General features: G+C 44.4%; 6 protein-coding genes. 4 read left to right on the top strand and 2 right to left on the bottom strand.

Annotation, left to right across the window (positions count from 1 at the left end; all coding sequences use genetic code 11):
• A partial coding sequence (locus BN161_RS31175; protein WP_074435202.1) for a plasmid mobilization protein occupies positions 1–224 on the bottom strand: 224 nt, incomplete at its 3' end.
• A 12-nt stretch (positions 225–236) separates the two neighbouring features.
• Positions 237–413 (bottom strand): plasmid mobilization protein, encoded by a 177-nt coding sequence (locus BN161_RS31170; RefSeq protein WP_449374819.1) that lies wholly within the window; start codon positions 411–413, stop codon positions 237–239.
• Positions 414–1144: 731 nt separating this feature from the next.
• Here BN161_RS31170 and BN161_RS30890 point away from each other — a divergent pair.
• From BN161_RS30890 to BN161_RS27715, 4 genes are all read left to right on the top strand, one after another.
• Positions 1145–1237 carry a ParA family protein gene (locus BN161_RS30890; protein WP_141651804.1) on the top strand — a complete coding sequence of 31 codons (93 nt, stop codon included), beginning with the start codon at positions 1145–1147 and terminating at the stop codon, positions 1235–1237.
• A 9-nt stretch (positions 1238–1246) separates the two neighbouring features.
• Positions 1247–1441: a hypothetical protein gene (locus BN161_RS29025; protein WP_008647083.1), complete on the top strand. Its 195-nt coding sequence runs from the start codon at positions 1247–1249 to the stop codon at positions 1439–1441.
• 63 nt (positions 1442–1504) lie between these two features.
• Positions 1505–1915 (top strand): ParA family protein, encoded by a 411-nt coding sequence (locus BN161_RS27720; protein ID WP_044272349.1) that lies wholly within the window; start codon positions 1505–1507, stop codon positions 1913–1915.
• A gap of 2 nt (positions 1916–1917) precedes the next feature.
• Entirely contained in the window at positions 1918–2412 is a 495-nt protein-coding gene (locus BN161_RS27715; RefSeq protein ID WP_044272561.1) for a DUF3408 domain-containing protein, read from the top strand.
• Positions 2413–2430 lie beyond the last annotated feature (18 nt).

Raw genomic sequence — 2430 nt, 5'->3', positions numbered from 1 at the left:
ACCTTTTCGTACCGCTTTGTCAGTTCGATAACCTGCTTGCATACTTCTTCCAGTTTACGGGTGTCTTCGGTAAGTTTGTAGAGAAACGCAAGCGATTTCTTCTCCCCGTAAATGGTATGGATGGTCTTTACACATTGATTGTAGTTGTTTCCTATTCTTCGAAACTGTTGATAGAAAGCGGTAAGCTGGGCGTAATATTCCTGCGCTTCCTTATCAATCTTCACTACCTTGAACTCTCAACCGAAGATACGGGCAAAGATAAATTCGGCCTTGTTCTTCATGCCCGACTGCTCGAACATGGAGATAAACTTTTCGTTTTCCCTGTCATTGAGACAGAGGTAATAGCGGTGCGTGCGCGGGTCTGCCAGCACCTTGCGCCCTGCGGCGCTACGGATTCTTGTTTCATCTTTCATAACATGAATAATTTAGGAAGTTCGACTTAGGAGAACTGACACCCCCGAAAGGTCTTTCGGGGAGAGACTTTCAGCGGGTAGAAATATTTTCAACCGCTGAAAGTACACCTCGCTATATGCTGACGCATATTAAAATCCGGCTGGGCCGGATTAAAGGTCTGAAGGATTTGTTTACGTTCTCTGTCGAGAACGGACTGCGCTCTCCCGGCGACAAAGGTAGATAGTTTTTTCGGTATGGTAATTATCAGGCGTTACGCCAACAGCCGCCAATAAATGACTTTGAAACCATTGGTACATCATGGATGCTCTTTTTGAGGTTTATTTGCAGCCAGATAGCTATTCAGTTACTTATTTGGATAGATACAAAGATAGTTATCTGGATAGCTATCCGGACGGTTTTTTATCTGAATAGCTTTTGGTCTGAATAGCCATTTGATTAAGTATGTTTTCAGACAAGCATTCATAAAGCTATATATCCACTTATGCAGCTATACATTTATAAAGATGTATAGACAAGCAAGCGGATATTCGGATAAATGGATAGGCAAATGGACTATTAGCTAAATCTTTAGACAGACAACCGGATAGCTATGTAGCTAAATAGACAGATAGCTTTATAGCTACATAGCTATCCAACAAAACGGATAATGAAATGAGTGAACGGATAAGTGGATAGACAACTATCCGCTTAATTATCAATAAATCAAATTATTCACTTAAATTAGGTAACAATGGAAAAGAGAAAGGAAACGGTATTCATTTCGTTTGCTTCCCAAAAGGGAGGCGTAGGTAAATCGACGTTTACGATTTATGCGGCAGCATGACTGCATTATGTGAAAGGACTGAACGTAGCGGTGGTGGATTGCGACTATCCGCAACATTCGATTATGAAACAGAAAAAACGGGATATGGAAGTGGTAAAAACCACCCCCGTTTATCAGAATCTCTTGGTGGAACAGGCCGGGCGGTTGAAGAAAAAGGCATATCCGGTCATCGGAAGCACGCCGGCGGATTGCATGGCGCACTGAAGGGCATTTGAAGAGAAAGCGGATACGCATTATGACGTGGTGCTGTTCGACCTGCCCGGAACAATGGGAAGCGATGGAGTTATCGCCGCAATCAGTGCGCTCGATTATCTGTTCGTACCGATAAAAGCAGACCGTCTTGTGCTGGAAAGTACGCTGAACTTTGCCACCACCATTAATGACCGGCTGATAAAGACCGGTGTGTCCGCTCTGAAAAGTCTTCATCTGTTCTGGAACATGGTTGACCGCAGGGAACGTACGACATTGTATGATGTGTATCAGCAAGGTTTCTCCCTGTTAGGATTGGATTGTCTCAAAACACGTATTCCCGTGCGCAGCAACTTTACCAAAGACTTGTCCGCTACGGGCGGCCCAGTTTACCGGAGTACGCTCTTCGCTCCCGATGCGGCATTTACTAAAGAGTGCGGCTTCGATACGTTTATGGATGAAATCATGTCTATACTTAAAACCGAATAGTCATGGCAAAGAAAACAAGCGGACAAAATCCGGTGGATGAAGCGTATCTGCGCAGCCTGATGGCAGGGGTTCCTTCGGAGACTCCTTTATCCTCCGCATCTTCAGCCAGTGGAGGTGATGGCGAAAAGAGAGAAACTACTTTATCCGATGAAAAAAGAAAAGCGGATGACAATGCGGATGAAACAGTCAGGGATGTTTCCGGTACGGATGATACCGGCTGTTCGGAAACGGTTACGGAAAAGCCGTCACCGAAAACGATACGCACGGCACCGGCCGACTTTATACGCAAATTCCTCACGCCCTATAAATGCGAAGGCAGACAAGGGGTGTATATAGACAAGGAACTGCACCAGAAAATATCGGTCATTGTCGGGATTGCCGGAAAGCGGCAGTTGACGGTAGGCAACTATATAGATAATGTATTGAAGGAGCATTTCGAGAAACATTCGGATGAGGTGAAGACCTATCTACAAAAGAGTTATAACAAAATATTTTAGGTTATGGATATACAATGT

It is taken from the genome of Bacteroides timonensis (assembly GCF_000513195.1).
GTDB classification, from domain to species: Bacteria; Bacteroidota; Bacteroidia; order Bacteroidales; family Bacteroidaceae; genus Bacteroides; species Bacteroides timonensis.
Note: the sequence above shows the minus strand (reverse complement) of the source record. Positions and strands in the feature narration are given on the sequence as shown.

Coding starts and splice junctions, on each gene's coding strand:
- BN161_RS31170 (WP_449374819.1), bottom strand. CDS start 413: ATGAAAGATGAAACAAGAATCCGTAGCGCCGCAGGGCGCAAGGTGCTG.
- BN161_RS30890 (WP_141651804.1), top strand. CDS start 1,145: ATGGAAAAGAGAAAGGAAACGGTATTCATTTCGTTTGCTTCCCAAAAG.
- BN161_RS27720 (WP_044272349.1), top strand. CDS start 1,505: ATGGGAAGCGATGGAGTTATCGCCGCAATCAGTGCGCTCGATTATCTG.
- BN161_RS27715 (WP_044272561.1), top strand. CDS start 1,918: ATGGCAAAGAAAACAAGCGGACAAAATCCGGTGGATGAAGCGTATCTG.